26 protein-coding genes are annotated in these 24,982 nt (G+C 71.1%); 22 read left to right on the forward strand and 4 right to left on the reverse strand.

Annotated elements, in window-relative coordinates; all coding sequences use genetic code 11:
• Nucleotides 1-27: 27 nt before the first annotated feature.
• Nucleotides 28-1,425: a chromosomal replication initiator protein DnaA gene (gene dnaA, locus QM782_RS08020; protein WP_415202388.1), complete on the reverse strand. Its 1,398-nt coding sequence runs from the start codon at nucleotides 1,423-1,425 to the stop codon at nucleotides 28-30.
• A gap of 329 nt (nucleotides 1,426-1,754) precedes the next feature.
• Here dnaA and rpmH point away from each other — a divergent pair, with 329 nt between their 5' ends.
• The 15 genes from rpmH to QM782_RS08095 all read left to right on the forward strand — a co-directional run bounded on the left by rpmH (nucleotide 1,755) and on the right by QM782_RS08095 (nucleotide 16,414).
• Complete coding sequence (gene rpmH / locus QM782_RS08025; RefSeq protein WP_415202389.1) at nucleotides 1,755-1,889, forward strand: 50S ribosomal protein L34; 135 nt, start codon at nucleotides 1,755-1,757, stop codon at nucleotides 1,887-1,889.
• A gap of 67 nt (nucleotides 1,890-1,956) precedes the next feature.
• A complete protein-coding gene (locus QM782_RS08030; protein WP_415202390.1) occupies nucleotides 1,957-2,355 on the forward strand; it encodes a ribonuclease P protein component in 399 nt (132 codons plus the stop codon).
• Nucleotides 2,352-2,615, forward strand: coding sequence for a membrane protein insertion efficiency factor YidD (gene yidD, locus QM782_RS08035; protein WP_415202391.1), 264 nt, complete (start codon nucleotides 2,352-2,354; stop codon nucleotides 2,613-2,615). Before QM782_RS08030 ends, yidD begins: the two co-directional genes overlap by 4 nt.
• A gap of 6 nt (nucleotides 2,616-2,621) precedes the next feature.
• A complete protein-coding gene (gene yidC / locus QM782_RS08040) occupies nucleotides 2,622-4,328 on the forward strand; it encodes a membrane protein insertase YidC (RefSeq protein ID WP_415202392.1) in 1,707 nt (568 codons plus the stop codon).
• A 129-nt stretch (nucleotides 4,329-4,457) separates the two neighbouring features.
• Nucleotides 4,458-5,417 carry a MurR/RpiR family transcriptional regulator gene (locus QM782_RS08045; protein WP_415202393.1) on the forward strand — a complete coding sequence of 320 codons (960 nt, stop codon included), beginning with the start codon at nucleotides 4,458-4,460 and terminating at the stop codon, nucleotides 5,415-5,417.
• Nucleotides 5,414-6,403, forward strand: a complete 990-nt coding sequence (locus QM782_RS08050; protein WP_415202394.1) for an isoaspartyl peptidase/L-asparaginase family protein — start codon at nucleotides 5,414-5,416, stop codon at nucleotides 6,401-6,403. Before QM782_RS08045 ends, QM782_RS08050 begins: the two co-directional genes overlap by 4 nt.
• A 44-nt stretch (nucleotides 6,404-6,447) precedes the next feature.
• Nucleotides 6,448-8,322, forward strand: coding sequence for a dipeptide ABC transporter ATP-binding protein (locus QM782_RS08055; protein ID WP_415202395.1), 1,875 nt, complete (start codon nucleotides 6,448-6,450; stop codon nucleotides 8,320-8,322).
• 37 nt (nucleotides 8,323-8,359) lie between these two features.
• Nucleotides 8,360-9,910, forward strand: a complete 1,551-nt coding sequence (gsiB, locus tag QM782_RS08060; RefSeq protein ID WP_415202396.1) for a glutathione ABC transporter substrate-binding protein GsiB — start codon at nucleotides 8,360-8,362, stop codon at nucleotides 9,908-9,910.
• A gap of 79 nt (nucleotides 9,911-9,989) precedes the next feature.
• A complete protein-coding gene (gsiC, locus tag QM782_RS08065; RefSeq protein ID WP_415202397.1) occupies nucleotides 9,990-10,910 on the forward strand; it encodes a glutathione ABC transporter permease GsiC in 921 nt (306 codons plus the stop codon).
• Nucleotides 10,911-10,917: 7 nt separating this feature from the next.
• Nucleotides 10,918-11,823: a glutathione ABC transporter permease GsiD gene (gene gsiD / locus QM782_RS08070; protein WP_415202398.1), complete on the forward strand. Its 906-nt coding sequence runs from the start codon at nucleotides 10,918-10,920 to the stop codon at nucleotides 11,821-11,823.
• Nucleotides 11,823-12,875: a P1 family peptidase gene (locus tag QM782_RS08075; protein ID WP_415202399.1), complete on the forward strand. Its 1,053-nt coding sequence runs from the start codon at nucleotides 11,823-11,825 to the stop codon at nucleotides 12,873-12,875. Before gsiD ends, QM782_RS08075 begins: the two co-directional genes overlap by 1 nt.
• 42 nt (nucleotides 12,876-12,917) lie before the next feature.
• Nucleotides 12,918-13,736 carry a M55 family metallopeptidase gene (locus QM782_RS08080; RefSeq protein WP_415202400.1) on the forward strand — a complete coding sequence of 273 codons (819 nt, stop codon included), beginning with the start codon at nucleotides 12,918-12,920 and terminating at the stop codon, nucleotides 13,734-13,736.
• A complete protein-coding gene (locus tag QM782_RS08085) occupies nucleotides 13,733-14,476 on the forward strand; it encodes an aspartate/glutamate racemase family protein (protein WP_415202401.1) in 744 nt (247 codons plus the stop codon). The genes QM782_RS08080 and QM782_RS08085 overlap by 4 nt, the downstream gene beginning before the upstream one ends.
• 33 nt (nucleotides 14,477-14,509) lie before the next feature.
• A complete protein-coding gene (mnmE, locus tag QM782_RS08090; protein ID WP_415202402.1) occupies nucleotides 14,510-15,898 on the forward strand; it encodes a tRNA uridine-5-carboxymethylaminomethyl(34) synthesis GTPase MnmE in 1,389 nt (462 codons plus the stop codon).
• 27 nt (nucleotides 15,899-15,925) lie between these two features.
• Nucleotides 15,926-16,414, forward strand: coding sequence for a cyclic nucleotide-binding domain-containing protein (locus tag QM782_RS08095; RefSeq protein ID WP_415202403.1), 489 nt, complete (start codon nucleotides 15,926-15,928; stop codon nucleotides 16,412-16,414).
• A 40-nt stretch (nucleotides 16,415-16,454) separates the two neighbouring features.
• Here the strand turns inward: QM782_RS08095 and QM782_RS08100 are convergent, their stop codons facing one another.
• Nucleotides 16,455-18,440 (reverse strand): monovalent cation:proton antiporter-2 (CPA2) family protein, encoded by a 1,986-nt coding sequence (locus tag QM782_RS08100; protein ID WP_415202404.1) that lies wholly within the window; start codon nucleotides 18,438-18,440, stop codon nucleotides 16,455-16,457.
• Between the two features lie 62 nt (nucleotides 18,441-18,502).
• Here QM782_RS08100 and QM782_RS08105 point away from each other — a divergent pair, with 62 nt between their 5' ends.
• Genes QM782_RS08105 through QM782_RS08120 form a run of 4 tightly spaced genes read left to right on the forward strand, consistent with a single transcriptional unit; the run spans nucleotide 18,503 to nucleotide 21,480 of the window.
• A complete protein-coding gene (locus QM782_RS08105) occupies nucleotides 18,503-19,501 on the forward strand; it encodes a KpsF/GutQ family sugar-phosphate isomerase (RefSeq protein ID WP_415202405.1) in 999 nt (332 codons plus the stop codon).
• Nucleotides 19,501-20,076 (forward strand): KdsC family phosphatase, encoded by a 576-nt coding sequence (locus QM782_RS08110; protein ID WP_415202406.1) that lies wholly within the window; start codon nucleotides 19,501-19,503, stop codon nucleotides 20,074-20,076. Before QM782_RS08105 ends, QM782_RS08110 begins: the two co-directional genes overlap by 1 nt.
• The gene (gene lptC / locus QM782_RS08115) at nucleotides 20,073-20,687 is read left to right on the forward strand and encodes an LPS export ABC transporter periplasmic protein LptC (protein ID WP_415202407.1); all 615 of its coding nucleotides are present in this window, start codon (nucleotides 20,073-20,075) and stop codon (nucleotides 20,685-20,687) included. Before QM782_RS08110 ends, lptC begins: the two co-directional genes overlap by 4 nt.
• 13 nt (nucleotides 20,688-20,700) lie before the next feature.
• Nucleotides 20,701-21,480, forward strand: a complete 780-nt coding sequence (locus tag QM782_RS08120; protein WP_415202408.1) for an SDR family oxidoreductase — start codon at nucleotides 20,701-20,703, stop codon at nucleotides 21,478-21,480.
• A gap of 84 nt (nucleotides 21,481-21,564) precedes the next feature.
• On the opposite strand, the gene QM782_RS08125 is transcribed toward QM782_RS08120, so the two are convergent.
• Nucleotides 21,565-22,047, reverse strand: coding sequence for an RNA recognition motif domain-containing protein (locus QM782_RS08125; protein WP_415202409.1), 483 nt, complete (start codon nucleotides 22,045-22,047; stop codon nucleotides 21,565-21,567).
• A gap of 519 nt (nucleotides 22,048-22,566) precedes the next feature.
• Between QM782_RS08125 and QM782_RS08130 the strand changes: the two genes are divergently transcribed.
• Nucleotides 22,567-23,130 carry a TMEM165/GDT1 family protein gene (locus QM782_RS08130; RefSeq protein WP_415202410.1) on the forward strand — a complete coding sequence of 188 codons (564 nt, stop codon included), beginning with the start codon at nucleotides 22,567-22,569 and terminating at the stop codon, nucleotides 23,128-23,130.
• 4 nt (nucleotides 23,131-23,134) lie between these two features.
• Here the strand turns inward: QM782_RS08130 and QM782_RS08135 are convergent, their stop codons facing one another.
• Complete coding sequence (locus QM782_RS08135) at nucleotides 23,135-23,278, reverse strand: hypothetical protein (RefSeq protein ID WP_415202411.1); 144 nt, start codon at nucleotides 23,276-23,278, stop codon at nucleotides 23,135-23,137.
• On the opposite strand from QM782_RS08135, the gene metX reads away from it, so the two are divergent.
• Nucleotides 23,268-24,398 carry a homoserine O-succinyltransferase MetX gene (gene metX, locus QM782_RS08140; RefSeq protein ID WP_415202412.1) on the forward strand — a complete coding sequence of 377 codons (1,131 nt, stop codon included), beginning with the start codon at nucleotides 23,268-23,270 and terminating at the stop codon, nucleotides 24,396-24,398. The two genes, QM782_RS08135 and metX, sit on opposite strands and share 11 nt — an antisense overlap.
• Nucleotides 24,398-24,982 (forward strand): methionine biosynthesis protein MetW, encoded by a 585-nt coding sequence (metW, locus tag QM782_RS08145; RefSeq protein WP_415202413.1) that lies wholly within the window; start codon nucleotides 24,398-24,400, stop codon nucleotides 24,980-24,982. The genes metX and metW overlap by 1 nt, the downstream gene beginning before the upstream one ends.

Consider the following 24,982-nt stretch of genomic DNA (forward strand, 5'->3'; position numbering starts at 1 on the left):
GCGCACGGGGCGGGGGCGGCGCCGGCCTCATCCCTTCAGCGTCTGCTCCAGCACGTGCAGCTGCTGGTTCAGTTCGGCCAGTTGCTGGCGTTCGCCGCCGATCTTGCGCACGGCGTGCAGCACGGTCGTGTGGTCGCGCCCGCCGAACAGCTCGCCGATCTCGGGCAGGCTCTTCTGCGTCAGTTCCTTGGCCAGGTACATCGCGATCTGGCGCGGCCGCGCGATGCTGGCCGGGCGCTTCTTGCTGTACATGTCGGCGACCTTGATCTTGTAGTAGTCGGCCACCGTCTTCTGGATGTTCTCGACGCTGATCTGCCGGTTCTGGATCGACAGCAGGTCGCGCAGCGCCTCGCGCGCCAGCTGGATCGAGATCTCCTTCTGGTTGAAGCGCGAGTAGGCCAGGATCTTGCGCAGCGCGCCTTCGAGCTCGCGCACGTTGGAACGCACGTTCTTGGCGACGAAGAAGGCCACTTCCTCGGGCATCTCGGTGCCCTCGGACTGCGCCTTGTTGATCAGGATCGCCACGCGCATCTCCAGCTCGGGCGGCTCGATCGCCACCGTGAGCCCAGAGTCGAAGCGCGAGACCAGGCGCTCGTGGATGTCCGGCAGGCCCTTGGGGTAGGTGTCGGAAGTCATCACGATATGCGACTTCTTGGCCAGCAGGGCTTCGAAGGCGTTGAAGAACTCCTCCTGCGTGCGGTCCTTGTTGGCGAAGAACTGCACGTCGTCGATCAGCAGCAGGTCGAGCGAGTGATAGCGCTCCTTGAACGCGTCGAAGGTCTTGCGCTGGTAGGACTTGACCACATCCGAGACGAACTGCTCGGCATGGATGTAGAGAACTTTGGCGCCGGGGCGTTCTTCGAGCAGGCGATTGCCCACGGCGTGCATCAGGTGGGTCTTGCCCAGGCCGACGCCGCCGTAGATGAACAGCGGGTTGTACAGCTGCCCCGGCGAGCCGGCCACGTGCATGGCGGCGGCGCGCGCCATGCGGTTGGCCGTGCCCTCGACCAGGCTGGCGAAGGTCAGCGCGGGGTTGAGGCGGCTCTTGTGCGGGCCGGCGCCGTTCTCCTCGGCCAGCTCGGCGGCGGGTTCGGCCTGCGCGGCCATTTCGCGCGCGAGCTGCAGGGGCGTCACCCGGGCAACGGCTTCGCGCGGGGTGATCGCCAGCTCGAGCACGATGGCCTGGCCGTACAGGCTCTCCAGCATCTGGGTGATGCGCCCGGCATACTGGGCGCGGATCCAGTCGAGCTTGAAGCGGTTGGCCACGTACACCGTGACCTTGCTGAAGTCGGGGCTCACCTGCGCGACGAGCGGCTTGATCCAGGTGTTGAACTGCTGTTCGGGAAGTTCCTGGGCGAGCTGCTCGATGCAGGCCTGCCACAGGCTGTCGCCGGCAGCGCCGCTGGCGTGGCTCCCCTCCATCATGCGCCGCCCCGCTCCTGTGGATAAAAGGTTTCTTGAAGCACCCCGCATTCTAGTTGCGGGGATAGTTGTCCACAAGCTCGCACGGGATGGCGGGGCACTGCGCGCGGCATGGCGCCGAACGCCCCGGCGCGTGCAATGGCTTGTCCTCCATCGATTTTTGGCGATAATCGCGGGTTCTCCGGGGTTTGGCCTACCCGGCACCATGGACGCCAGGGCGTGGCGCCGCGGATGCCGCAGGCGCCCGGGTGAGGATTTGGGGCAGGCCGCGGCAGCGGACCGGCCCACTGCTTGCGGGCGCCGCCCGCCGAACCGATTTCCAAGGAACTGACATGAAACGCACCTACCAGCCCTCCAAGATCCGTCGCGCGCGCGTGCATGGTTTCCTGGCCCGCATGAAGACGCGCGGCGGCCGCGCCGTCATCAACGCGCGCCGCGCCAAGGGCCGCAAGCGCCTGTCGGTCTGAGTTCCCGGCGGGCGCGCCGCGCCATGCCGGCGCGCCCGATGGCCACACCCCTCTTTCCAGCGCCGCTGTGCAGCGACTCAGGACGCGCGCGCAGTTCCAGGCCGTGATGGCCGGCGCTCCCGTCTCCCGGACCGCCCACTTCGCCTTGCACCGCATCGCGTTGCCGCCGCCGGCTGCCACTGCGCAGGCCGGTGCGCGCCCGCTGTTCGCGGCCGAGGACGTCTGGATCGGCGCCGTGCTGCCCAAGCGCTGGGCGCGCCGCGCCGTCACGCGCAATGCGATCCGGCGCCAGATCTACGCCGTGGCCGGTGCGCACGCGGCGGCGCTGCCGCGCGCGGCGCACGTGGTGCGGCTGCGCACGGGCTTCGACCGGCAGCAGTTCGTCAGCGCCAGTTCCGACCGGCTCAAGCAGGCCGTGCGCAGCGAGCTGGAGCAGCTGATGCGCCGCGCCGCCACCGCCGCATGATGCGCCGCCTGCTGATCGGGCTGGTGCGCGGCTACCGGCTGCTGCTGAGCCCCTGGCTGGGCTCGGCCTGCCGCTTCGAGCCGACCTGCTCGCTGTACGCGATCGAGGCGCTGTCGCGCCACGGGGCCGGCCCGGGCAGCTACCTTACACTGCGCCGGCTCGCGCGCTGCCATCCCTGGTGCGATGGCGGGCACGACCCCGTGCCTGCGCAGCGGCCCCGCCTCTTCGGCCGGCGGCTGTTCCCGTTTTCCTCCGACTAGTCTTCCATGAACGACATTCGCCGAACCATCCTCTGGGTGATCTTTGGGTTCTCCCTGGTGATGCTGTGGGACAAGTGGCAGGTCCACAACGGACACCCCGCCACCTTCTTCCCGACGCCGACGGTGGCCGCCGCGCCGGCCGAAGGGGCCGCCTCGGCGCCGGCCGGCACCGGCGTTCCGCCGGCGGTCGCCACGCCGGCCTCGGCGGCGGGTGCCGGCCAGGTGCCGGGCGCCCCGGCCTCCGCAACCGCCGCGGCGCCGGCCGCGCAGGAGCTGGTCGAGGTCACGACCGACGTCTACAAGCTCAGCTTCGACAGCGCCGGCGGCTCGCTGGTGAGGGCCGAGCTGCTGAAGAACGCCGACCTGACCGACCCGCACCGCCACCTGGTGCTGCTGGACCAGAGCGCCGAGCGCGTCTACCTGGCGCAGACCGGCCTGATCGGCGCGCCGGACCTGCCCAACCACACGACGCCGATGCAGCCCGTGCCCGGCCCGCGCGCGCTGGCCGACGGCACGGACCGGCTGGAGGTGCAGTTCGAGTCGCCGGTGCAGGGCGGCGTGAAGCTGGTCAAGACCTACGTGCTCGAGCGCGGCTCCTACACGATCGGCGTGAAGCACGAGGTCGTCAACGCCGGCAGCACCACGGTCACGCCGCAGCTGTACATGCAGCTGGTGCGCGACGGCAACAAGCCGCCCGGCGAGTCCTCGTTCTACTTCACCTTCACCGGCCCGGCGGTCTACACCGAGGAGGGCAAGTTCCAGAAGGTGGACTTCAAGCACATCGAGGAAAACGACGCCAAGTTCGTCAAGAGCGCGAGCGACGGCTACGTGGCCATGGTGCAGCACTACTTCGCCAGCGCCTGGCTGCTGGGCGACGGCACCGCGCGCGACATCTTCGCGCGCAAGGTCGGCACCAACCTGTACGCGATCGGCATGATCAGCACGCTGGCGCCGCTGGCGCCGGGCGCGACGCAGGCCGTCGAGTCGCGCCTGTTCGTCGGCCCGCAGATCGAGACCATGATGGAGCGGGTCTACCCGGGCCTGGAGCGCGTGAAGGACTACGGCTGGGTGCACATCCTGGCCAAGCCGCTGTACTGGCTGCTGGAGAAGCTGTACGCGGTGATCCACAACTGGGGCTGGTCCATCGTGGCGCTGGTGGTGCTGCTGAAGGTGGCCTTCTACTGGCTCAACGCCAAGGCCTACGCCAGCATGGCCAAGATGAAGGCCATCAACCCGCGCATCACGGAAATGCGCGAGCGGCTGAAGGACAAGCCGCAGCAGATGCAGCAGGAGATGATGAAGATCTACCGCGAGGAGAAGATCAATCCGCTGGGCGGCTGCCTGCCGATCATGATCCAGATCCCGGTGTTCATCGCGCTGTACTGGGTGCTGCTGTCCAGCGTGGAGATGCGCGGCGCGCCGTGGATCGGCTGGATCAAGGACCTGTCCGCGCCCGACCCTTGGTACCTGCTGCCGGTCATCATGACGCTGACCACGCTGCTGCAGACCGCGCTGAACCCGGCCCCGCCGGACCCGATGCAGGCCAAGCTGATGTGGATCATGCCGCTGGCGTTCTCGGTGATGTTCTTCTTCTTCCCGTCCGGCCTGGTGCTGTACTGGATCACGAACAACATCCTGTCGATCGCCCAGCAATGGCTGATCAACCGGCGCATGGGCGTGCCGCCGCAGTTCAACCTGCCGAAGTTCAGCTGATCCGCCCATCGCCCTGGGGCACGACGGCCGCGTTCTCGCGGCCGTCGCCGTTTCCGGGGGGCGGCGCGCGCGTGTCTTGATGAAAAATTTTCATTGACATAGACTGGCGGGAACTTTCATATCATCCGCGTGTCGCCCCCCGCCAGAACACCCCCGCCCGGCGGAGAACGCAAGCCGCTTCCCATCGCCGCGCGCATCGCCCGCGCCCGCCCGCAGCTCACGCGCTCGCACGTGCAGGTGGCGGACTACGTGCTGCGGCACCCGCTGCAGGCCGCGACCATGCCCATCGACGAGCTGGCCGCGGCGGTGGGCGTGTCGGTAGCGACGGCCAACCGGTTCGCCCGCGCGATCGGGCTCGACGGCTACCCCATGCTGCGCGCCGAGCTGGTCAAGGGATTCGAGGCCATGCTGGCGCCGGTCGAGAAGATGCGCGCGCGCCTGGCCCGGCCCGGCACGGTGCACGACGCCTTCGTCGCCGCGCTGGAGGAGAGCCAGCGCAACATCGCCGCCACGCGCGAGGCGCTGAGCCCGGCGATGTGCGAGCAGGCCGTGCACGACATCCTGGCCGCGCGGCGCATCTACCTGGTGGGCTTCGGCTCCAGCGGCTGGCTGGCCGGCCTGCTGCAGCGCGGGCTGGAGGCGCATTGCGACAGCGTGCACCTGCTGGCCAGCGTGGCGGGCGCCTCGCACGGCGCGCGCCTGCTGCCGCGCATGGGCGCGCCCGACCTGCTCATCGCCATCACCTTTCCGCGCTACCTCTGCGACACCGCGCTGCTGGCGCAAGGCGCCGCCGAACGCGGCGTGCGCGTGCTGGCGCTGACCGACGGCCCGCAGTCGCCACTGGCGCCCATCGCGCACGGCGCCCTGTATGCGCCGACCGAGAACTGCCACGCCGCGAGCTCCGAGTCGTCGGCGCTGGCCCTGATCGAGGCACTGGCGAGCGCGGTGGCCATGAAGGCCCCCAACTCGGTGCAGAACGCCGCGCGCGTGACCGAAGCCGTGCTGCCCTGGCTGCACGACGGCACGGCCAGGACATCCCCAGCCGGCGCGCACGCCGCCAGCGCCAGAAAAGGAGCCGCCACCCCATGACGCCGACCGCCACCGCTGCCGTCCCGGTGATCGCCATCCACGGCGGCGCGGGCACGCTGAGCCGCGCCCACATCAGCCCCGAGCAGGAGCGCGCCTACCACGCGGCGCTGCACGCCGTGCTGCTGGCCGGCCAGGCGGTGCTGGCGCACGGCGGCAGCGCGCTCGACGCCGTGTGCGCGGCCGTGCAGGCGCTGGAGGACTGCCCGCTGTTCAACGCCGGCCACGGCGCCGTCTTCACCGCCGACGGCACGCATGAGCTCGACGCCGCCGTGATGGACGGCGCCACGCTGGCCGCCGGCGCGGTGGCGGGCGTGGCCCGGGTGCGCAACCCGGTGCTGGCCGCGCGCGCCGTCCTGCAGCACGGCCAGCACGTGCTGATGGTCGGCGAGGGCGCCGAACGGCTGGCGCGCGGCGCCGGGCTGGCGATGGTGGAGCCGGGCTACTTCTCCACCGACGCGCGCCGCGCGCAGCTGCAGGCCGCGCAGGCCAGCGCCGCCGGCGCCGTGCTGGACCACGACGGCGCGGCCGCGCTGGCCGCCGGCCGCGGCACGCCGCCGCTGCACGAGGGCCGCAAGATGGGCACCGTGGGCGCGGTGGCGCTCGACGCGCAGGGGCGCCTGGCGGCGGCCACCTCCACCGGCGGCCTGACCAACAAGCGCCCCGGGCGCGTGGGCGACAGCCCGCTGATCGGCGCGGGTACCTACGCCGACGGCCGCACCGCCGCCGTCTCCTGCACCGGCCACGGCGAGAGCTTCATCCGCGTGGCGGCCGCGCACGACGTGTGCGCGCGCATGGCCTACGGCGGCCTGCCGCTGGCCGCCGCCGCCGATGCGGTGGTGCACGACGCGCTGCCCGCCATTGGCGGCAGCGGCGGGCTGATCGCCGTGGACCGCCACGGCAACGTCTGCCTGCCGTTCAACACCGAGGGCATGTACCGCGGCCTGGTGCGCGCGGGCCAGGCGCCCGAGACCTTCATCTACCGCTGACCACCGCGGCGGCCCACCGGCACCCGTTTTGCTTGTTTCCACCCATGAACACGCCATCCAGCCCTTCCGCACCATCGTCGGCACTGCCCGAGCAGCGCGTGCTGGCGGTGGACGACCTGACCATCCGCTTCACCACGTCCGAACGCACGGTGGAGGCGGTGCGCCACCTGTCCTTCCACGTGGACCGGGGCGAGACCCTGGCCATCGTCGGCGAATCGGGCTCGGGCAAGTCCGTCACTTCGCTGGCGCTGATGCGGCTGGTGGAGCACGGCGGCGGCAGGATCGCCGGCGGCTCGGCCCTGCTGCGCCGGCGCGGCGGCCAGGTGCTGGACGTCGCCACTGCCTCGCAGAGCCAGATGCGCGACGTGCGCGGCGCCGACGTGGCCATGATCTTCCAGGAGCCGATGACCTCGCTGAACCCGGTGTTCACCGCGGGTGACCAGATCGCCGAGTCGATCCGCGTGCACCAGGGCATGGACCGCGCCGCCGCCCGCGCCGAGGCGCTGCGCATGCTGGAGCTGGTGCGCATCCCCGAGGCGAAGAACGTGCTCGACCGCTTTCCGCACCAGCTCTCCGGCGGCATGCGCCAGCGCGTGATGATTGCGATGGCGCTGTCGTGCAAGCCGCAGCTGCTGATCGCCGACGAGCCCACCACGGCGCTGGACGTGACCATCCAGGCGCAGATCCTGCAGCTGATCCGCCAGCTGCAGGACGAGATGCGCATGGGCGTGATCTTCATCACCCACGACATGGGCGTGGTGGCCGAGGTGGCCGACCGCGTGCTGGTGATGTTCCGCGGCGACAAGGTGGAGGAAGGCCCCTCGGACCAGGTGTTCGCCGCGCCGGCGCACGCCTACACGCGCGCGCTGCTGTCGGCCGTGCCCAAGCTCGGGGCCATGCAGGGCACGGACCTGCCGCGCCCCTTCGAGCTGCTGCGCATCGACGGCGCCACCGCGCCCGGCGAGTCCACGCCCGTCGACACCCGCCCGGCCGGCGCGCAGCCCATCCTGCGGGTGAAGAACCTGGTCACGCGCTTCGACCTGCGCTCCGGCCTGATGAACAAGGTCACGCGCCGCGTGCATGCGGTGGAGCAGGTCAGCTTCGACCTCTATCCCGGCGAGACGCTGGCGCTGGTGGGCGAGTCCGGCTGCGGCAAATCCACCACCGGGCGCTCGCTGCTGCGCTTGGTGGAGAGCCAGAGCGGCGCCATCGAGTTCGGCGGCCGCAACATCCTCGAGCTGCCGCGCAGCGAGGTGCAGTCGCTGCGGCGCGACATCCAGTTCATCTTCCAGGACCCGTTCGCCTCGCTGGACCCGCGCCTGACGGTGGGCTTCTCGATCATGGAGCCGCTGCTGGTGCACCACATCGGCACGCGGGCGCAGGCCCAGGCCCGCGTGGACTGGCTGCTGGAGAAGGTAGGCCTGCCGCGCGAGCACGCACAGCGCTACCCGCACGAGTTCTCCGGCGGCCAGCGCCAGCGCATCGCCATCGCCCGCGCGCTGGCGCTCAACCCCAAGGTGGTGGTGGCGGACGAATCGGTGTCGGCGCTGGACGTGTCGATCCAGGCGCAGATCGTCAACCTGATGCTGGACCTGCAGCGCGAGCTGGGCGTGGCCTTCCTGTTCATCTCGCACGACATGGCGGTGGTCGAGCGCATCAGCCACCGCGTGGCGGTGATGTACCTGGGCCGCATCGTCGAGATCGGCCCGCGCCGCGCCATCTTCGAGAGCCCGCAGCACCCCTACACCCGCAAGCTGATGGCCGCCGTGCCGATCGCCGACCCAGCGCGCCGGCACCTGAAGCGCAGCCTGCTGGAGGGCGAGATCCCCAGCCCCATCCGCGCCGTGGGCGACGAGCCCGTGGTGCCGCCGATGGTGCAGGTGGGCCCCGACCACTTCGTGGCGCCGCAGGCCGCCTGATGCACCACCGACACCCTTTGCCAACCCGGAGACCCTGATGAAGAAAACCGCTCCCACCCGCCGCGCCGCCCAGGCCCTGCTGGCCCTGGCCGCCCTTGCCGCCTCCGGCTCCGTGCTGGCCGCCGGCAACGCGGTGCTGGCTATCTACCAGCAGCCCGAGACGCTGGACCCGTACAACACCAACACGACCATCACCACGGCCGTGACCAAGAGCTTCTACGAGGGCCTGTTCCAGTTCGACAAGGACCTGAAGATCAAGAACGTGCTGGCCGAGAGCTACGAGGTGTCCAAGGACGGGCTGGTCTACACCTTCAAGCTGCGCCAGGGCGTCAAGTTCCACGACGGCACCGGCTTCGACGCCGCCGCGGCCAAGGCCAACCTGGACCGCGTGATGGACCCGGCCAACCGCCTGCTGCGCGCCACGCAGTTCAACCGCATCGCCAAGGTCGAGGCGGTGAACCCGCAGACGCTGCGCATCACGCTGAAGGAGCCGTTCGGCCCCTTCATCAACTCGCTGGCCCATGCCTCGGCGGCGATGATCTCGCCGGCCGCGCTGAAGAAGTGGGGCAACAAGGACATCGCCTTCCACCCCGTGGGCACCGGCCCGTTCGAGTTCGTCGAGTGGAAGCAGACCGAGGCCATCGTCGGCAAGAAGTTCGCCGGCTACTGGAAGCAGGGCTATCCCAAGATCGACCAGGTGACCTGGAAGCCGGTGCTGGAGAACAACACCCGCGCCGCCATGCTGCAGACGGGCGAGGCCGACTTCGCCTTCACGCTGCCGTACGAGCAGATCGCCACGCTGAAGAAGAGCGACAAGGTGGAGGTGGTGAGCTCGCCGTCGATCATCCAGCGCTTCCTGGTGTTCAACATGCTGCAGAAGCCCTTCGACAACCTGAAGGTGCGCGAAGCGATCGGCTACGCCATCAACAAGGAGGCGCTGGCCAAGGTGGCCTTCAGCGGCTTCGCCTTCCCGGCGCAGGGCTTCGTGCCGCAGGGCGTGGGCTACGCGCTGAAGATGGACCCGATCCCCTACAACGTGCAGAAGGCACGCGAACTGCTGAAGGAAGCGGGCTACCCCAACGGCTTCGAGTCGGTGCTGTGGAGCGGCTACAACAACACCACGAGCCAGAAGGTGATCCAGTTCCTGCAGCAGCAGCTGCAGCAGGTGGGCATCAAGGTGTCGGTGCAGGCGCTGGAGCCGGGGCAGCGCACCGAGCTGGTCGACGCCTGGCCCGACCCGAAGACGGCGAAGGCGCGCCTGTACTACATCGGCTGGTCGTCGTCCACCGGCGAGGCCGACTGGGCACTGCGCCCGCTGTTCGCCACAGAGGCCTGGTCGCCCAAGCTGGCGAACTACGCCTTCTACAGCAACAAGGTGGTGGACGACGGCATCGCCAAGGCGCTGGTCACCACCGACAGCAACGAGCGCGCCGCGCTGTACAAGACCGTGCAGGAGCAGCTCGCCAAGGACCTGCCGCGCATTCCGCTGGTGACGGAGGAGAACCTCTCGGCCCACTCCAAGCGGCTGTCGGGCGTCTACGTGATGCCGGACGCGAACATCAACATCGACGAGATCGCGCTGAAGTGAACCGAGGCGGCCCCGCGCGGCGCGCGGGCGCCGCTCCCGTGTCGACAACGAACCACGCTGCGCGCGCAGCGCCGCACCCATGCTGAACTACTTCCTCAAACGACTGCTGGGGCTCCTGCCCACGCTGCTGATCGTGGCGGTGCTGGTGTTCCTGTTCGTGCACATGCTGCCCGGCGACCCGGCGCGCCTGGCCGCCGGCCAGGACGCCGACGAGGCCACGGTGCAGCAGGTGCGCCAGGAACTGGGACTGGACCAGCCCCTGCCCGCGCAGTTCGGGCGCTTCTTCACGCACATGGTGCAGGGCGACTTCGGCACCTCGATGCGCACGCGCCGCCCGGTGGCCACCGAGATCGCCGAACGCTTCATGCCCACGCTGATGCTGACCATCACCAGCATGGCCTGGTCGGTCGTCTTCGGCATGGGCATCGGCATCCTCTCGGCCGTGTACCGCAACAAGTGGCCCGACCGGCTGGGCATGACGCTGGCGGTCTCGGGCATCTCCTTCCCCGCGTTCGCGCTGGGCATGATGCTGATGCAGATCTTCTCGGTCGACCTGGGCTGGCTGCCCACGGTGGGGGCCGACTCCTGGCGCCACTACATCCTGCCGTCCATCACGCTGGGCGCGGCCGTGGCGGCGGTGATGGCGCGCTTCACCCGCGCCTCGTTCGTCGAGGTGGTGCAGGAGGACTTCGTGCGCACCGCGCGCGCCAAGGGCCTGAACGAGCGCGTGGTGGTGCTCAAGCACTGCCTGCGCAACGCGCTGATCCCGGTGGTCACGATGATGGGCCTGCAGTTCGGCTTCCTGCTGGGCGGCTCGATCGTGGTCGAGGCGGTGTTCAACTGGCCCGGCCTGGGCCGCCTGCTGGTCGACGCGGTGATCATGCGCGACTACCCCGTGATCCAGACGCTGGTGCTGCTGTTCTCGCTGGAGTTCATCCTGATCAACCTCGTGGTGGACATGCTGTACGGCTTCATCAATCCCACGATCCGCTACAAGTGAGGCCCGCATGACGAGCTCCGTGACTTCCCCCGTCGCCGCAGCCCCCGCCGATGCCGGGCAGGTGCGCACGCCCTGGCGCGAGTTCTGGCGCAAGTTCAAGAAGCAGCACGTGGCCGTGGCCGCGCTCGGCTTCGTGCTGCTGCTGGTGCTGGTGGCGGTGGTGGCGCCGTACCTGGCGCCCTACGACGCCGAGAACTACTTCGACTACGACCGCCTCAACGAAGGCCCTTCGGCCGTGCACTGGTTCGGCGTCGACCCGCTGGGGCGCGACATCTTCAGCCGCATCCTGATCGGCACGCGCATCTCGCTGGCGGCGGGCTTCCTGTCGGTGCTGATCGGCGGCATCATCGGCACCGCGCTGGGGCTGCTGGCCGGCTACTACGAGGGCTGGTGGGACCGCATCGTGATGCGCATCTCGGACGTGCTGTTCGCCTTTCCCGGCATCCTGCTGGCGCTGGGCGTGGTCGCCATCCTGGGCAGCAGCATGACCAACGTGGTCGTGGCCGTGGCCGTGTTCAGCGTGCCGGCCTTCGCGCGGCTGGTGCGCGGCAACACGCTGGTGCTCAAGCGCATGACCTACATCGAGTCGGCCCAGAGCATCGGCGCCAGCGACTGGACCATCATCATGCGCCACATCCTGCCGGGCACGATCTCGTCCATCGTCGTGTACTTCACGATGCGCGTGGGCACCTCCATCATCACGGCGGCCAGCCTGTCCTTCCTCGGCATGGGCGCGCAGCCGCCCACGCCCGAGTGGGGCGCCATGCTCAACGAGGCGCGCGCCGACATGGTCAACGCCCCGCACGTGGCGCTGTTCCCGAGCCTGGCCATCTTCTTCACGGTGCTGGCCTTCAACCTGCTGGGCGACGGCCTGCGCGACGCGCTCGATCCCAAGATCGACCGACAGACCTGATGGACGCCACGCCGGGCCGCCCCCCGCACGCTCCGCGCATCGGCCGCCTGCCCAGCGGTCCGCGCGACGCCATCACGGACGTGGCGGGGGTCGCCGTCGGCCACGCCACGCTGGCCGACGGCGACGTGCAGACCGGCGTCACGGTGATCCACCCGCACGCGCAGGACCCGTTCCGCCACAAGGTGCCCGCCGCCGCCGCCGTCGTCAACGGCTTCGGCAAGAGCGTGGGGCTGATGCAGCTGGCCGAGCTGGGCCAGCTGGAGACGCCCATCGCGCTCACCAACACCTTCTCGGTCGCCGCCGTGGCCCAGGCCCAGATCGCGCAGTGCGTGCGCGCCAACCCCGAGACCGGCCGCGCGCTGCCCACCGTGAACCCGCTGGTGCTGGAGTGCAACGACGGCTACCTGAACGACATCCAGCGCATGGCCGTCACCGCCCGGGACTACGAGGCGGCGTGCGCCGCGGCCGGCGCGGACGTGGCGCAGGGCGCCGTCGGCGCGGGGCGCGGCATGTCGAGCTTCCAGCTCAAGGGCGGCATCGGCACGGCCTCGCGCCGCACTGCGCCGCGGGCCGGCGCGCCGTACACCGTGGGCGCGCTGGTGCTGGCCAACTACGGCGTGCAGGCCAACCTGGTCTGGGGCGGCGAGCCGATCGGCCAGCGGCTGGCGGCGGCGCCCGAGGCGGCGGCCGAAAAAGGCTCGATCATCATGGTGCTGGCCACCGACGCGCCGCTCGATGCGCGCCAGCTGGGCCGCCTGGCGCTGCGCGCCGCGGCGGGCCTGGCGCGCACCGGCTCGGTGTTCGGGCACGGCAGCGGCGACATCGCGCTGGCCTTCTCCAGCGCCTACACGCTCCCGCACCTGCCCGAGGCACCCATGCCCGCCGTGGCGATGGTGCACGAGGCCCGGCTCGACGGCCTGTTCCAGGCCGCGGCCGACAGCGTGGAGCAGGCCATCGTGCACGCGCTGTGGCACGCCGACCCCGTGACCGGCCGCAACGGCCACCGCCGCGCGTCGCTGCGCGAGTGGCTCATCCACCACCACCACGGCTGACCGCACCCGCCCGGCCAGCCGGCTGACACAGACAGAGACGACATGAAGATCCTGGTTTCCGTTGACATCGAAGGCGTCGCCGGCGTCTACCACCCCGAGCAGGTGCGCCCGGGCAACCCCGAGTACGAGCGCGCCCGCCGCCTGATGGCCGACGAGGCCAACGCCGCCATCGCCGGCGCCTTCGACGGCGGCGCCACCGAGGTCTACGTGAACGACTCGCACGGGGGCTTTCGCAACATGCCGCCCGACCTGCTCGACGCGCGCGCCCAGGCCATCCAGGGCAAGCCGCGCTACCTGAGCATGGTGGCCGGCGTGGAGCTGGGCATCGACGGCATCTGCATGATCGGCTACCACTCGCGCGCCCAGGGCCGCGGCATCCTGGCGCACACCATCAACAGCTTCGCGTTCGCCCGCGTCAGCCTGAACGGCCAGGAGCTGGGCGAGATGGGCCTGTACGGCGCGCTGGCCGGCGCCTACGGCGCGCCGGTGGTCGCCGCCTCGGGCGACGACATGTTCATCGCCGAGCACCAGCCGCTGTTCCCGCACACCCGCTTCGTGCAGGTCAAGCGCGCCACCGGCGCCAACAGCGGCATCAGCCTGTCGCCCGAGCGTGCCTGCGCCGCCATCCGCGAAGGCGTGGCCCAGGCCGTGCCGCAGGCCGGGGGCGTGGCCCCGCTGCGCATCGAGGGGCCGGTCAGCGTCGACCTGGTCGCGCAGACCACGGCCCTGGCCGAGCTGTTCTGCCAATGGCCCACGCTGGAGCGCACCGGCGGCACCGCGCTGCGCTTCACCGCGCCCGGCGTCGAGGCGGCCGTGCGCATGGTCAACTGCCTGTCCGCCATGTCGAGCATGCTGCGATGAGCGCGCAGCCCGCCCCGCGGCCCGTCGGCATCCTCGCCGGCATGGGGCCCGCCGCCGGCGTCGATTTCGTACGCCTGTTCGTCGCCGCCTGCGAGGACTGGCTGCGCACCCACGGCCGGCAGGTCGCGGACCAGGCCTATCCCGAGCACTGGATGGCCCAGCTGCCGGTGCCCGACCGCACCCGGGCATTGGCCGACCCCGCCGCGCCCCAGCCGCTGGAGCCCCTGGTGCGTGGCCTGAAGCAGCTGGCGGACCTGGGCGCGCGCGCGGCGGCGATCCCCTGCAACACCGCGCACGCCTGGCATGCCGCGCTGCAGGAGCGCGTGCCGCAGATCGAGCTGCTGCACATGCCGCGCGAGACCGCCGCCGCGCTGCGCCGCCAGGGCCGCATGCGCGTGGGGCTGCTGGCCACGCAGGGCACCTACCGCATGGGCCTGTACGCGCAGGCCCTGGCCACGCAGGGCATCGACTGCGTGCTGCCCGGCGACGACGCGCGCGAGTGGCTGATGCAGGGCATCTACGACGGCGTGAAGGCCGGCGACCTGCCGCTGGCGCAGGCGCGCTTCGCCGCCGTGGGCGCGCAGCTGCGCGCCGCGCACGGCGACCTGCCGCTGGTCATGGCCTGCACCGAGATCCCGCTGGCGCTGCCGCAGGCGCCGCAGGCGCGGGACTGGACGCTGGTCGACCCCAGCGCCATCCTCGCCGCCGCGCTGGCGCGCCGGGCCTACGGCGAGGCCTGACAATCGCCGGCTGCCACGCTGCTCGGCGACTTCATGCCTACCCGCCACCACCACGACGACCCCATCGCCGCCATCGCCACCGCCCCGGGCCGGGGCGCGGTGGGCATCGTGCGCTTCTCGGGGCGCGACCTCGCACCCTTCGTGCAGGCCCTGCTGGGCCGCACGCTGCGGCCGCGCGAGGCCACCTACCTGCCGTTTCCCGACGCGCACGGCGGCGCCATCGACCGCGGCCTGGCGCTGTACTTCCCGGCACCGCACAGCTACACGGGCGAGGACGTGCTGGAGCTGCAGGCCCATGGCGGCCCGGTGGTGCTGCAGCTGCTGCTCGCCCGCGGCCTGGAAGCCGCCGGCACGGGCGTGCTGCCGCGCCTGCGCCTGGCCGAGCCAGGGGAGTTCACCCGGCGCGCGTTCCTGAACGACAAGCTCGACCTGGCCCAGGCCGAGGCCGTGGCCGACCTGATCGACGCCAGCACCGAGGCCGCCGCGCGCAGCGCCAGCCGCTCGCTGTCGGGCGAGTTCTCGCACGAAATCGAGACGCTGCGCGAGCGCCTGGTCCACCTGCGCATGCTGGTGGAAGCCACGCTGGACTTCCCCGAGGAGGAGATCGACTTCCTGCGCAAGGCCGACGCGCAGGGCCAGCTCGACGGCCTGCAGCGCCAGCTGGCCGCCGTGCTGGCGCGCACGCGCCAGGGCGCGCTGCTGCGCGACGGCATCACCGTGGTCATCGCCGGCCAGCCGAATGCCGGCAAGTCCTCGCTGCTGAACGCGCTGGCGGGCGCCGAGCTGGCCATCGTCACGCCGATCGCCGGCACCACGCGCGACCGGGTGGAGCAGTCCATCCAGATCGAGGGCGTGCCGCTGCACGTGGTGGACACGGCCGGCCTGCGCGACAGCGACGACCCGGTCGAGCGCATCGGCATCGCGCGCGCCTGGGAGGCGATCGAGCGCGCCGACGCCGTGCTGCTGCTGCACGACCTGCTGCGGCTGGACGACCCGGCCGCGCGCCAGGCCGATGCCGAAATCGCCGCCGGGCTGGCGCAGCGGCTGCCGGCCGGCGTGCCGGTGCTGCACCTCTGGAACAAGGTGGACCTGGCTGGCGACGCCGCGCGGCCCGAGGGCCTGCACCTGTCGGCCAGGACCGGCGCCGGGCTGGACGCCCTGCGCGCCGCGCTGCTGCGCCTGGCGGGCTGGCAGCCGCTGCCCGAGGGCGTGTACCTGGCCCGCGCGCGCCACGTGCAGGCGCTGGCGCGTGTCGGCGAGCATCTGGCCGCTGTGAGGCAGCATCTGGCCGACGGACAGGCGTTGGAGCTCGTGGCCGAGGAGCTGCGGCTGGCCCAAAATGCGCTCAACGAGATCACCGGCGCCTTCGGCTCGGACGATCTGCTGGGTGTCATCTTTTCCCGTTTCTGCATCGGCAAGTAGCCGCACCGCGCTCCTCCACGCACCGCCATGACCGACACGCCACCGTCCGCCGGGTTCGACCTCCAGGACCTGATCGACGCCATCGCGCAGGCCACGGCCGAGGACCGCCTGCCGCTGCAGCTGTCGCCCGCGCAATGGCAGTCGCTGGCGCCGTACCTGCGGCCGCTGGCGCTGGCGGACGGCCAGGTGCTGTTCAAGCAGGGCGCGGCGGACCGCACGCTGTACCTGATCGAGCGCGGCAGCCTCGGCGTGCACCTGCGCGACACCCAGGGCGAGCTGCGGCTCGCCGTCCTGGGCGCCGGATCGGCCGTGGGCGAGGGCAGCTTCTTCGCGCGCGCGCCGCGCAGCGCCACGGTGCAGGCCAGCGAGCCGGCGCGGCTGTGGGGCCTGTCGCCGCGGCGCTTCGCCGCGCTGTCGGAGCAGCAGCCCGCGCTGGCCCTGGCCGTGGCGATGGCGGCCGGCGCCGTGGTGACGTACCGCATGGTCAACCGCCGCCGGTTCGACGCGGTGACCTGAACAGCGGCTGGGCCCTGGCGGACCGGGCCACGGCGCCCGCCTAGCCGCGCAGCAGCCGCGCCTCGGCCAGCGCCAGCGCCTCGGCCTGGCCCGACAGCACGACGGTGTCGCCGTCCTGCAGCAGCGTCTCGTCGTCCAGCGCCACGGCCGCGCCGCCCTGGCGGCGCAGCTGCACCACGCGCGCGCCCAGCGCGTGCAGCGCCAGGTGGCCCAGCGGCTGGCCGATGGCGCGGGCGGTCGGCGTCAGCGCCACCGTGCCCAGGCGCTCGTGCGACAACTCGTCCAGGCCGTCGTCGTCGGCGCCGTGGAAGTAGCCGCGCAGCAGGTGGTAGCGGGCCTCGCGCTGGTCCTGCGCCAGCCGCAGCACGCGGCGCATCGGCACGCCGACCAGCGCCAGCGCGTGGCTGGCCAGCATCAGCGAGCCCTCGATGGCCTCGGGCACGACCTCGGCCGCGCCGGCGCGCTGCAGGCGGTCGAGGTCGCGGTCGTCCTGGGTGCGCACGATCACCGGGACCTGCGGCGCGTGGGCGCGTACGTGCGCCAGCACCTTCAGCACGCTCGGCACTTCCTGGTAGGTCAGCACCACGGCGCTGGCGCGCGCCAGGCCCGCCGCCATCAGCGCCTGCAGCCGGGCCGCGTCGCCGAACACCACCGAGTCGCCGGCGGCGGCGGCCTGGCGCACGCGGTCGGGGTCCAAGTCCAGCGCCATGTAGGGGATGGCCTCGTGCTCCAGCAGGCGCGCTAGGTTCTGGCCGCAGCGGCCGTAGCCGCAGATGATCACGTGCTTGTGCGCGTTGATCGAGCGGCGCGCGATGCTGGTCATCTGCAGCGACTGCTGCAGCCAGTCGCTGCTGACGAAGCGCGTGACGATGGCGTTGCTGTACATGACGAGGAAGGGCGTGGCCAGCATCGACAGCACCATGCTGGCGAGGATGGGGTTCAGCAGCTCGGCCGGCACCAGCCCGCGGTTGCCGGCCAGCGCCAGCAGCACGAAGCCGAATTCACCGGCCTGCGCCAGGTACAGCCCGGTGCGCAGCGCCACGCCGGGCGTGGCGCCGAACAGCCGCGCCAGCACGGTGATCAGCGCCAGCTTGAACAGCACCGGCAGCGTGACCAGCAGCACCAGCAGCGGCCAGCGCGCCAGCACGATGCGCCAGTCCAGCAGCATGCCGATGGTGATGAAGAACAGGCCCAGCAGCACGTCGTGGAACGGCCGGATGTCGGTCTCGACCTGGTGCTTGTACTCGGTCTCGGAGATCAGCATGCCGGCGATGAAGGCCCCCAGCGCCAGCGACAGGCCGGCCTGCTCGGTTAGCCAGGCCAGGCCCAGCGTGATCAGCAGCAGGTTCAGCACGAACAGGTCTTCGCTCTTGCGCCGCGCCACCAGCGTCAGCCACCAGCGCATCACGCGCTGGCCGCCGGACAGCAGCACGGCGATCAGCACGGTCGCCTTCAGGACGGCCAGGCCGAGCGCCAGCAACAGCCGCTCGGCCGAGGCGCCGAGCGCGGGGATCAGCACCAGCAGCGGCACCACGGCCAGGTCCTGGAACAGCAGCACGCCCATCACGCGCTTGCCGTGCTCGGACTCCAGCTCCAGCCGGTCGGCCATCAGCTTGACCACGATGGCGGTGCTGCTCATGGCCAGCGCGCCCGACAGCGCCAGCGCCGTCTGCCAGGACATGTGCCACCAGCGCGGCGCCAGCGCCGTCAGCGCCAGCGAACAGGCGGTGGCCACCAGCATCGTCAGCACCACCTGGCTCAGGCCCAGGCCGAACACGTGGCGGCGCATGGCACGCAATTTGGGCAGGTTGAACTCCAGCCCGATCACGAACATCAGGAACACCACGCCGAACTCCGCCAGGTGCCCCACCGACTCGGAGTTCTGCGCCAGCGCCAGCGCGTTCGGGCCGATCAGCACACCCACCGACAGGTAGCCCAGCATCGGCGGCAGCTTCAGCGAGCGGAACAGCACCACGCCCAGGACGGCCGCCAGCAGGTAGACGAGCGTCAGTTCGAGCGAGGACATGGTGGCCGATGCTAGCGTGCGCGCGGGCCGCCCGCTGGGGGTCGCTCGATAGAATCGCCGCCATGACGCAACCGCCCGGCCGCGCACGGCCGCTCGATACCGCGCAGGTCATCGGCCTGGCCCATGCCACCCTGGACATCGAAGCCGCCGCCGTGCAAGGGCTCAAGGCCCGCATCGGCGAGAGCTTCGTGCGCACGGTCGAGCGCATCCTGGCGCTCAAGGGCCGCGTGGTCGTCATGGGCATGGGCAAGAGCGGCCACGTGGGCCGCAAGATCGCGGCCACGCTGGCCTCCACCGGCACGCCGGCGCTGTTCGTGCACCCGGGCGAGGCCAGCCACGGCGACCTGGGCATGGTGGCCGGTGGCGACCTGGTCATCGCGATCTCCAACAGCGGCGAGACCGCCGAGTTGAGCCTGATCCTGCCGCTGCTCAAGCGCCAGGGCGTGCCGCTGGTGGCCATCACCGGCGGGCGCGCGTCCACGCTGGCGCGCCATGCCGACGAGGTGCTGGACAGCGGCGTCGAGAAGGAAGCCTGCCCGCTGAACCTGGCGCCCACCGCCAGCAGCACGGCCCAGCTGGTGCTGGGCGACGCGCTGGCCGTGGCGCTGCTGGAGCTGCGCGGCTTCAAAGCCGAGGACTTCGCGCGCTCGCATCCCGGCGGTGCGCTGGGCCGCAAGCTGCTCACGCACGTCGGCGACGTGATGCGCACCGGCGCCGAGATGCCCACCGTGGCCGTGGACACGCCGCTGGCCGACATGATGCGCGAGATGAGCGCCAAGGGCGGCATCGCCGCCATCGTGGACGAGGCGCTGCACGTGCAGGGCGTGTTCACCGACGGCGACCTGCGCCGGCTGGTCGAGAAGGGCGGCGACCTGCGCGCACTGCGCGCCGGCGAGGTCATGCACCGGCACCCGCGCACCATCCGCGCCGACGCGCTGGCCGCCGAGGCCGTGGAGCTGATGGAGCAGCACCGCATCACGGCCGTGCTGGTGGTCGACGCGGACGGCACGCTGGCCGGCGTGGTCCACATCGGCGACCTGATGCGCGCCAAGGTGATCTGATGGGCCGCGCCCCGGTGCTGCGCCACCCGCCCGAGCTGCTGCTGCGCGGCCAGGACGTGCGGGTGGCCTTCTTCGACATCGACGGCGTGCTGACCGACGGGGGCCTGTACATCGCCGAGCTGCCCGGCGGGGACCCGCGCGGCGCGGCCGAGACCGTCAAGCGCTTCCACACGCTGGACGGCTTCGGCATCAAGCTGCTGCAGGCCGCCGGCATCACGCCGGCCGTGGTCACCGGGCGCGACGCGCCGGCCCTGCGCGCCCGGCTGCAGGCGCTGGGCGTCACGCATGCGCGCTTCGGCACCGAGGACAAGCTGCCCGCCGCCCAGGCGGTGCTCGCCGAGCTGGGCCTGGACTGGCCGCAGGCCGCCGGCATCGGCGACGACTGGCCCGACCTGCCGGTGCTGAACCGTTGCGCCCTGGCCTGCGCCCCGGCCAACGCCCACCCCGAGGTGCGCGCCGCCGTGCACCACGTGACCGAGCGGCCGGGCGGCCACGGCGCGGCGCGCGAGTTCTGCGACCTGCTGCTCGCCGCCAGCGGCCGCTACGCCGACCTGCTGGCGCGCTACCAGGCATGAACTTCCTGCGCGATGCCTGGGAGCGACTGTCCCTCTACCTGCCGGTGCTGCTGATGGCGCTGCTGGCGCTGGGCAGCTACTGGCTGGTCCGCAACGCGCCCACGCTGGCGGCGCCGGCGCCGCAGCGCCAGCTCAGTAGCGAGCCCGACTACTTCATGCGCGATTTCTCCGTCAAGAACTTCGACGCGGCCGGCCAGTTGCGCAGCGAGATCCAGGGCGTGCAGATGTGGCACTACCCCGACACCGACACGCTGGAAATCGACAAGGCGCGCATCCGCTCGATCAGCGAACAGGGCCTGGAGACGGTGTCCACGGCCAACCGCGCGCTGTCGAACGCCGACGGCTCGGAAGTCCAGCTGCTCGGCAACGCCGTGGTCGTGCGCGAAGCCCAGAAGGACCGCAGCGGCCGCCTGCTGCCGCGGCTGGAGCTGCGCAGCGAGTTCCTGCACGCCTACTCCAACGTCGAGCGGGTGCGCTCGGACAAGCCGGTGGTCCTGATCCGCGACGGCGACCGCTTCACGGCCGACGGCATGGACTACGACAACCTGGACCGGGTGATGCAGCTCGGCGGCCGCGTGCGCGGGACCCTGGGCGGCACGCCGGCCCGCTGAGCGCGACGACGCCGTGCCGCCGCGGCTGGCTTTCATCACCGGGGCGTCCAGCGGCATCGGCCAGGCGCTGGCGCTGCGCTGCCACCAGGCCGGCTACGCCCTGGCCCTGGTGGCCCGGCGCACGGCCGAGATCGAGGCCTGGCGCGCCGCCCACGGCCTGGACGCCGCGCGCGTGGCCGTCTACGGCGCCGACGTGGCCGAGCCCGACAGCATCGTCGCCGCCGGCCGGGCCTGCCTGGCGCGGCAGGGCCTGCCCGACGTCGTGATCGCGAACGCCGGCATCAGCATTGGCGTGGACACGGCCGAGCGCGAGGACATCGACGTGATCGCCCGCATCTTCGCGACCAACAACGTCGGCATGGCCGCCACCTTCCATCCCTTCGTGCAGCCCATGCGCGCGCGCCGCCGTGGCACGCTGGTCGGCATCGCCAGCGTGGCTGGCATCCGCGGGCTGCCCGGCCACGGCGGCTACTGCGCCAGCAAGGCCGGCGTGATCGCCTACTGCGAAAGCCTGCGCGGCGAGCTGCGGCCCGACGGCGTGAAGGTCGTCACCCTCACGCCCGGCTACATCGACACGCCGTTGACGCGCAAAAACCGCTACGGCATGCCGTTCCTGATGCCGGCCGAGCGCTTCGCCGACAAGGCCCTGGCCGCGATCGAGGCCGGTGCGAGCTACCGGGTGATCCCCTGGCAGATGGGCGTGGCCGCCAAGCTGATGCGGCTGCTGCCGAACGCCTGGTTCGACCGCCTGCTGGTCGGCCGCGCCCGCAAACCGCGCCAGGGCCAGGACTAGGCCGGCTGGCGAAGCCCAGCAAAAAGGCTCCCGCAGGAGCCTTTTTCGCACGATCCGGGCCTGCCGGCAGGCAGGCGCCGTTTCTCAGTAGTTGTTGTTGCCGCGGCCGCCGCCACCGCGCGGGCCGGAGCCGTAGGGGCTGCGGAAGCCACCGTCGCCGCCGCCACCACCACGGCCGCCGTAGCCACCGCCGCCGCCACCACCGCCACGGCCGCCGTAACCGCCGCCGCCACCACCGTAGCCGCCACCGCCACCGCCGCCATAACCACCACCGCCGCCGCCGTAGCCGCCGCCACCACCGCTGCGCGGCGGGCGGGCTTCCATCGGGCGGGCTTCGTTGACCACGCAGCTACGGCCACCCAGCGGCTGGCCGTTCATGCCGTTGATGGCGGCCTGCGCCTCGGCGTCGGTGCTCATCTCGACGAAACCGAAACCCTTGGAGCGGCCGGTATCGCGCTCCATCATGACCTTGGCGCTGGTCACGGTACCGAATTGGCTGAACGACTGCTCCAGATCCCCGTCACGCAGCGAGTACGGCAGATTGCCGACATACAGTTTGTTGCCCATTGAAGGGACTCCTCAAAAACACAAAGAAAAGCGATGGAGTCCCGAACACGCAAACTGCAGAACTCAAGGACGCGAAACTTGCCGACACCGCAAACCACATGGGGCGACCCATGCCCTCCCATCATATGCGGTCGGGTTCGGATAAAACGCAAATTCCCAAAAAAAATTCCTCGATAAATGCACCAATCGAAGGCGTACCCCTTGACGCAGGTCCGGGAAATCCCTGTGGCTTCCTAGTATGCGCGGATCGATCTAGGTACAAACACCGATCGACGCGGACCAATGGCACTACAATTGCCGCCGTCTTGGGGGAGTAGCCACCCTTCTCGAAAGGGGTTTGCGTCAACAGACTTGCTCGCGCGGTGCCGCCTGGCACCGCCGACATGGCGCAGACGGATCACCGGCGGCCCGCGGCAGCGGGCCCAGGGATTTCAGCGAGACCTTTGACTGCACAGCCTCTCGTGCCGGGAAGGCTGCCCGCAGTCATTGGTGCGTGCATCCCGGCCGGAGTTCGTTGTCGTGGAAGCTTTCCTCCTCTCCACCGGAATCGTCGCGCTCGCCGAAATGGGCGACAAGACCCAGTTGCTGGCCCTGGTGCTGGCCGCCCGCTTCCGCAAGCCCTGGCCCATCGTCGCCGGCATCCTCGCCGCCACGCTGGCCAACCATGCGGCCGCCGGCGCGGTCGGCGCCTGGATCCAGTCCATGGTCGGGCCGGGCACGCTGCGCGTGCTGCTCGGCATCTCGTTCCTGGCGATGGCGGCCTGGATGCTGGTGCCGGACCGGCTCGACGCCGACGAAGCCCAGAAGGCGCCGCGGCTGGGGGTGTTCGGCACGACGCTGGTGCTGTTCTTCCTGGCCGAGATCGGCGACAAGACGCAAATCGCCACGGTGATGCTGGCCGCGCGCTTCGAGGGGGCGCTGGCCTGGGTCGTGGCGGGCACCACGCTGGGCATGATGCTGGCCAACACGCCGGCGGTCTGGCTGGGCGAGAAGCTCACCCGGCGCGTGCCGGTGCGGGCGGTGCACCTGGTGTCGGCCGTGATCTTCGCGGCCCTGGGCATCGCGGCGCTGTGGATGGCGTAGCTGGCTATACTGCCTTTCCTGCGCCGATTTGTTCCAGATTGCGGGCGCCGGAACCGCCGAGTTCCGAAATGCAGCTAAACGCGGACGCCTGACCCGGCTTCGTCGTTGGCGAGCCGGGTTCTTTCATTGCAGCGTCCATGTCGTTCATCGCGCATCCCCAGTCCATGTCCTTCGACGCGCCGCTGCCGCTGCAGAGCGGCGCGTCCATCCGCGGCTACACGCTGGCCTACGAGACCTACGGCCGGCTCGATGCCGACCGCAGCAACGCCGTCCTGATCTGCCATGCGCTGAACGCCTCGCACCACGTCGCCGGCATCTACGCGGACCAGCCGAAATCCGAAGGCTGGTGGGACAACATGATCGGTCCCGGCAAGCCGGTGGACACGGACCGCTTCTTCGTGATCGGCGTGAACAACCTGGGCTCGTGCTTCGGCTCGACCGGCCCGATGCACCGCGATCCGGACACGGGCCGCGTCTACGGCGCGGACTTCCCGGTCGTGACGGTGGAGGACTGGGTCGACGCGCAGGCCCGGCTGCTCGATGCGCTGGGCGTGCGGCAGCTCGCGGCCGTGATGGGCGGCAGCCTGGGCGGCATGCAGGCGCTGTGCTGGAGCCTGCGCCATCCGGAGCGCGTGCGCCATGCCGTGGTGATCGCCAGCGCACCGAACCTGACGGCCGAGAACATCGCGTTCAACGAGGTCGCGCGCCGCGCCATCGTGACCGACCCGGACTTCCACGGCGGCCACTTCTACGCGCACGGCGTGGTACCCCGGCGCGGGCTGCGCATCGCCCGCATGATCGGCCACATCACCTACCTCAGCGACGACGTGATGAACGAGAAGTTCGGCCGCCAGCTGCGCGAAGGGATGGACCTGAAGTACAGCACGCAGGACATCGAGTTCCAGATCGAGAGCTACCTGCGCCACCAGGGCGACAAGTTCAGCGAGTACTTCGACGCCAACACCTACCTGCTGATCACGCGCGCGCTGGACTACTTCGACCCGGCCCGCGCCCACGGCGGCAGCCTGGCGCGCGCGCTGGCCCGGGCGCAGGCGAAGTTCCTGCTGGTCAGCTTCACGACCGACTGGCGCTTCGCGCCGGCGCGTTCGCGCGAGATCGTGCAGGCGCTGCTGGAGAACAAGCGCCCGGTCAGCTACGCCGAGATCGCGGCGCCGCACGGCCACGACGCCTTCCTGCTCGACGACCCGCGCTACCTGAACGTGGTGCGTGCCTACTTCGAGCGCATCGCCACCGAAGGAGGCCGCTGATGCCGGACCAGGCCACGATGGAAGCCGTCGCCCGCCTCGTGCCGCAGGGCGCGCGCGTGCTCGACCTGGGCTGCGGCGACGGTGCGCTGCTGGCGCACCTGCAGGCCACGCGCGGCTGCAGCGGCTACGGCATCGAGATCGTCGACGCCAATGTGCTGGCCTGCGTGCAGCGCGGCGTTGACGTAATCCAGCTGAACCTGGAGCAGGGCCTGGCGATGTTCGACGACGCCAGCTTCGACGTGGTGCTGCAGATCGACACGCTGCAGCACCTGCGCAATGCCGAGACCATGCTGCGCGAGACGGCGCGCGTGGGCCGCCACGGCATCGTCGTGTTCCCCAACTTCGCGCACTGGCCGAACCGGCTGTCGGTGCTGCGCGGGCGCATGCCGGTCACGCGCCGGCTGCCGTACCAGTGGTACGACACGCCGAACATCCGCGTCGGCACGTTCAGGGACTTCGCGGTCCTGGCGCGCAAGAACGGCCTGAAGATCCTGGACGCCTTCGGCCTGCAGGACGGGCAACCGGTCCGCGTGCTGCCGAACGTGCGCGCCGCGACGGCGCTGTTCCACTTCGAACGCGGCTGA

Origin of the sequence: Pseudorhodoferax sp. (assembly GCF_047601025.1) — a bacterium.
Classification (GTDB): Bacteria; Pseudomonadota; Gammaproteobacteria; order Burkholderiales; family Burkholderiaceae_C; genus Pseudorhodoferax.

What these genes read in the sequence shown, in the direction of transcription:
- QM782_RS08110 (WP_415202406.1), top strand. Translation starts at nt 19,501, where the DNA reads ATGGGCCGCGCCCCGGTGCTGCGCCACCCGCCCGAGCTGCTGCTGCGC.
- QM782_RS08080 (WP_415202400.1), top strand. Translation starts at nt 12,918, where the DNA reads ATGAAGATCCTGGTTTCCGTTGACATCGAAGGCGTCGCCGGCGTCTAC.
- gsiB (WP_415202396.1), top strand. Translation starts at nt 8,360, where the DNA reads ATGAAGAAAACCGCTCCCACCCGCCGCGCCGCCCAGGCCCTGCTGGCC.
- QM782_RS08100 (WP_415202404.1), bottom strand. Translation starts at nt 18,440, where the DNA reads ATGTCCTCGCTCGAACTGACGCTCGTCTACCTGCTGGCGGCCGTCCTG.
- yidD (WP_415202391.1), top strand. Translation starts at nt 2,352, where the DNA reads ATGATGCGCCGCCTGCTGATCGGGCTGGTGCGCGGCTACCGGCTGCTG.
- metX (WP_415202412.1), top strand. Translation starts at nt 23,268, where the DNA reads ATGTCGTTCATCGCGCATCCCCAGTCCATGTCCTTCGACGCGCCGCTG.
- QM782_RS08135 (WP_415202411.1), bottom strand. Translation starts at nt 23,278, where the DNA reads ATGAACGACATGGACGCTGCAATGAAAGAACCCGGCTCGCCAACGACG.
- QM782_RS08085 (WP_415202401.1), top strand. Translation starts at nt 13,733, where the DNA reads ATGAGCGCGCAGCCCGCCCCGCGGCCCGTCGGCATCCTCGCCGGCATG.
- QM782_RS08095 (WP_415202403.1), top strand. Translation starts at nt 15,926, where the DNA reads ATGACCGACACGCCACCGTCCGCCGGGTTCGACCTCCAGGACCTGATC.
- mnmE (WP_415202402.1), top strand. Translation starts at nt 14,510, where the DNA reads ATGCCTACCCGCCACCACCACGACGACCCCATCGCCGCCATCGCCACC.
- QM782_RS08050 (WP_415202394.1), top strand. Translation starts at nt 5,414, where the DNA reads ATGACGCCGACCGCCACCGCTGCCGTCCCGGTGATCGCCATCCACGGC.
- dnaA (WP_415202388.1), bottom strand. Translation starts at nt 1,425, where the DNA reads ATGATGGAGGGGAGCCACGCCAGCGGCGCTGCCGGCGACAGCCTGTGG.
- QM782_RS08125 (WP_415202409.1), bottom strand. Translation starts at nt 22,047, where the DNA reads ATGGGCAACAAACTGTATGTCGGCAATCTGCCGTACTCGCTGCGTGAC.
- metW (WP_415202413.1), top strand. Translation starts at nt 24,398, where the DNA reads ATGCCGGACCAGGCCACGATGGAAGCCGTCGCCCGCCTCGTGCCGCAG.
- gsiC (WP_415202397.1), top strand. Translation starts at nt 9,990, where the DNA reads ATGCTGAACTACTTCCTCAAACGACTGCTGGGGCTCCTGCCCACGCTG.
- gsiD (WP_415202398.1), top strand. Translation starts at nt 10,918, where the DNA reads ATGACGAGCTCCGTGACTTCCCCCGTCGCCGCAGCCCCCGCCGATGCC.
- yidC (WP_415202392.1), top strand. Translation starts at nt 2,622, where the DNA reads ATGAACGACATTCGCCGAACCATCCTCTGGGTGATCTTTGGGTTCTCC.
- QM782_RS08105 (WP_415202405.1), top strand. Translation starts at nt 18,503, where the DNA reads ATGACGCAACCGCCCGGCCGCGCACGGCCGCTCGATACCGCGCAGGTC.
- rpmH (WP_415202389.1), top strand. Translation starts at nt 1,755, where the DNA reads ATGAAACGCACCTACCAGCCCTCCAAGATCCGTCGCGCGCGCGTGCAT.
- QM782_RS08055 (WP_415202395.1), top strand. Translation starts at nt 6,448, where the DNA reads ATGAACACGCCATCCAGCCCTTCCGCACCATCGTCGGCACTGCCCGAG.
- lptC (WP_415202407.1), top strand. Translation starts at nt 20,073, where the DNA reads ATGAACTTCCTGCGCGATGCCTGGGAGCGACTGTCCCTCTACCTGCCG.
- QM782_RS08075 (WP_415202399.1), top strand. Translation starts at nt 11,823, where the DNA reads ATGGACGCCACGCCGGGCCGCCCCCCGCACGCTCCGCGCATCGGCCGC.